Raw genomic sequence first — 2,541 nt, forward strand, 5'->3', positions numbered from 1 at the left:
GCCGCCGCGCGTCGTAATAACACCCCCCCCACCGATCGGTTCCGATAAAACCCCCCCCGCCCCCGCCCCCACCCCGCGCGTTCGGGACATGCGCAGGCACTGGGCAACCGTATTCAGCCGCCAGCCACCCGGCCTTCGCGCGTTCAAAGACCCGCGGATTCGGGACCGGTCCCCGGCGCACCGGATTACCGTCCGCGCATGAGCGATCCCAGTCCGATGCCATCCCAGCTCAAGATGGCCCGGGTCATCCTGTACGTCCAGGCCGTCGGCAACGTCCTCGCGGTGGTCCTGGTAGCGGGCACGGTCGCGAGCCGGGTGGAGCACGGCCAGCGGGTCGACCCGATCACCTACCTCCTGATCGCGATCAGCGTGCTGCTCGCCGTGGCGCTCCTGACTTCCGCGATCCGGCTCCGCCGTCGTCCCCAGTGGCTGCGGCCCACCGTGATCATCATGGAGGTGATCGTGATTCTCGCGCAGTTCGTCGCGGTGCTCACCGGTACCTTCGCCGCGGCCATCGGCCTCGCGCTCGCGGTGGTCGTGATCGTCACGCTGTGCCAGCGGGACGCGGCCGCCTGGCTGGACCACCGGGACACCGCGCCGTCCTGAGGCCGGATCAGGGCGCGGTGACCTGGTCGTCGAGGAATTCGTCGATATAGCGCCAGGTCGTGTGCCGTGCCTTGCGGCCGGTGAGCACGCCGAGGTGGCCGCCGGGCGCGGTTTCGAAGCGCACGGACGGGGCGTTGTCCAGCAGATCCACCAAGCGTTCGACAGCGGCGCGCGGGGCGATCGTGTCGTTCTGGCCGGCGATTACCAGCGTCGGCACCTTGACGCCGGACAGCGCGATGATCCGCCCGCCCAGGTCCACCGAGCCCTCCGCGAGATCGTTCGCGCGGAAGAAACGGTGGTACAGCTGGCCGAACGTGCGCCCGGGGTAGGCGATCATGTTGTCCATGAAGTGATCGACGGCCTCGATCTGCGCCAGATAGTCACGGTCGTCGAGATTTTTCAGGATGGCAAGGGGTTTGGTGATCTCCTTGTTGATCCCGGTTACGCGGAAGACCCGGCTGACGATGCTCGACGGAGCGCCGCCGAGCAGGCGGTAGAACGGGGTCAGCAGATGCCCGCCGGTGAGGTCGACCAGCGGCCGGAACGGCGCGATCAGCGGGATCGCGGTGAAATCGAAGGGCGCGGCGATCGTGGTGATCGATTCGACCGGCAGATCCGCCTGGTCGGCGGTGGTCAGCAGGGAGAAGATCCCGCCTAGGCACCAGGCGACCAGATGCACACCCTGCCCACCGGAATCCTCGCTGACCTTCCGGATTGCCCGCGGCAGCACGTCGTCGATCCAGTGCTCGACGCCGAGACGACGGTCGGAGAAGGCGACGTTGCCATAGTCGACGAGGTAGGCGTTGCGGCCGTCGTCCACCATGTGCTCGGCCAGGCTGCAGCCGCGGCGCAGATCGAAGCACAACGCCGGCGCGGCCAGCGGCGGCACAAGCAGGATCGGCGGGCCGGACTGCTTTTCGGCGCCGTGGGTGAGGCGGTACAGCGAGCGGTTGGGGCCCTGGTCGATCAGCACCCGCGGCATCGGCCGCAGATCGGCGACCCCACCGCGGGCCACCTTGCCCACGACATTCGACGCCGCGGCGGCGAGCCGTGCCGGTGGTGAAGCCATGTCCTTGCCTCCTGGGCCCGTGCGAACTTCCCGGCAATCTTGCCTTGCGGCGACGGGCAACTCAACAGAGTCCACAAAAGCAAGCAGTCCAATTCGGACAGTGGTTAGGCCGTCCGAGCTAAGAATCCGCGCCCGGCGCGCTGTCGGCGGCGCGACGTTCGTAGTCCGCGCGGGCCGCGGAATGGGCCGCTGAAGCCAAAACCCGGTCCGCACCGAGTGCCCGCGCGACCGACTCGCCCCACCGCCGTGGCAGCAGCCGCGTGATCCTGCCCATAGTTCCCAGGGATCGAGGCACGAACACGTCGAATCGCGGAAACCGCAGCGCGTCCACAATGGCGTGCGCCACATCCTCGGGCCGGACGGACTTGAAGAATTTCGCCTCGCCGAGCCCGCTCGCGAGTTCCGTCCGCACGATGCCCGGCATCACGCACGACACGAGTACCCCGCTGCCGTGTAGTTCCAAATGAACGGATTCGGACAGTCCGACGACGGCGTGCTTCGTCGCGCAGTAGGTCGCCGCCCCGGGAAACCCGGCCTTGCCCGCCATCGAAGCGACGTTCACGATGTGCCCAGCCGCGCGCGGGCGCATCCGCCGCACCGCCTCACGCGTGCCGTGGATGACCGCGTGCAGGTTGATCTCGAGCTGACGCCGGGTCGACGCGTCGTCCTCGTCCTCCAGCGCGGACAGCGGCATGATGCCCGCGTTGTTGATCAGGACGTCGATCGGCCCGACGCGCCGCTCCACCTCGTCGAGGAACGCGGTGAACCCGGCGGTGTCGGGGGGTGGCGGGGGCGACCCCCCCCCCCGCCCACCCCCCGTGGGCCCGGGGAGGGCAGGGGGCGGGGGCGTGAGCCTCGCACCCCCC

2 protein-coding genes and 1 pseudogene are annotated in these 2,541 nt (G+C 69.2%); 1 reads left to right on the forward strand and 2 read right to left on the reverse strand.

Translation table 11 applies throughout. From position 1 onward, the window contains the following. Positions 1-198 precede the first annotated feature (198 nt). Entirely contained in the window at positions 199-606 is a 408-nt protein-coding gene (locus ACFWX1_RS14915) for a hypothetical protein (protein WP_378387486.1), read from the forward strand. A 7-nt stretch (positions 607-613) separates the two neighbouring features. Here ACFWX1_RS14915 and ACFWX1_RS14920 read toward each other — a convergent pair whose 3' ends face one another. Together ACFWX1_RS14920 and ACFWX1_RS14925 are read right to left on the reverse strand one after the other, a co-directional pair. Further along, complete coding sequence (locus ACFWX1_RS14920) at positions 614-1,675, reverse strand: alpha/beta fold hydrolase (protein WP_378387487.1); 1,062 nt, start codon at positions 1,673-1,675, stop codon at positions 614-616. A gap of 118 nt (positions 1,676-1,793) precedes the next feature. Continuing rightward, positions 1,794-2,453, reverse strand: a pseudogene (locus ACFWX1_RS14925) (SDR family NAD(P)-dependent oxidoreductase); the annotation flags it as partial. Between the last annotated feature and the right edge of the window lie 88 nt (positions 2,454-2,541).

It is taken from the genome of Amycolatopsis sp. NPDC059021, assembly GCF_042739895.1.
Classification (GTDB): Bacteria; Actinomycetota; Actinomycetes; order Mycobacteriales; family Pseudonocardiaceae; genus Amycolatopsis.

Bases quoted from the DNA above. Each gene is read 5' to 3' on its own strand.
- ACFWX1_RS14915 (WP_378387486.1), top strand. From the start codon at position 199: ATGAGCGATCCCAGTCCGATGCCATCCCAGCTCAAGATGGCCCGGGTC.
- ACFWX1_RS14920 (WP_378387487.1), bottom strand. From the start codon at position 1,675: ATGGCTTCACCACCGGCACGGCTCGCCGCCGCGGCGTCGAATGTCGTG.